At 63.0% G+C, this 211-nt stretch carries 1 pseudogene; it reads right to left on the minus strand.

Annotated elements, in window-relative coordinates:
- Positions 1–114: 114 nt before the first annotated feature.
- Positions 115–211 (minus strand): annotated as a pseudogene (locus tag WDW90_RS40510) (IS5/IS1182 family transposase); the annotation flags it as partial.

Raw genomic sequence — 211 nt, forward strand, 5'->3', positions numbered from 1 at the left:
GGCAGCATGGCGGTGTCTCTTGGCGGGGACGCCACCAGCCTATCCGTCACGCCCGCTTCGTCACCTAACACCCTCGACGACCCGTCCGATTGGCCAAAGTCGAGCTTAGAGGGTCTAACAAAACCACCGTTCGATGAAGCGCCAGACGATGAGGGCTGCGGCCAGTGTCGTGAAGGCGAGGTGGATGTCGCGGCGTCGCTCGTAGCGGATG

The sequence above is a fragment of the Methylobacterium nigriterrae genome (genome assembly GCF_037106235.1).
Classification (GTDB): domain Bacteria; phylum Pseudomonadota; class Alphaproteobacteria; order Rhizobiales; family Beijerinckiaceae; genus Methylobacterium; species Methylobacterium nigriterrae.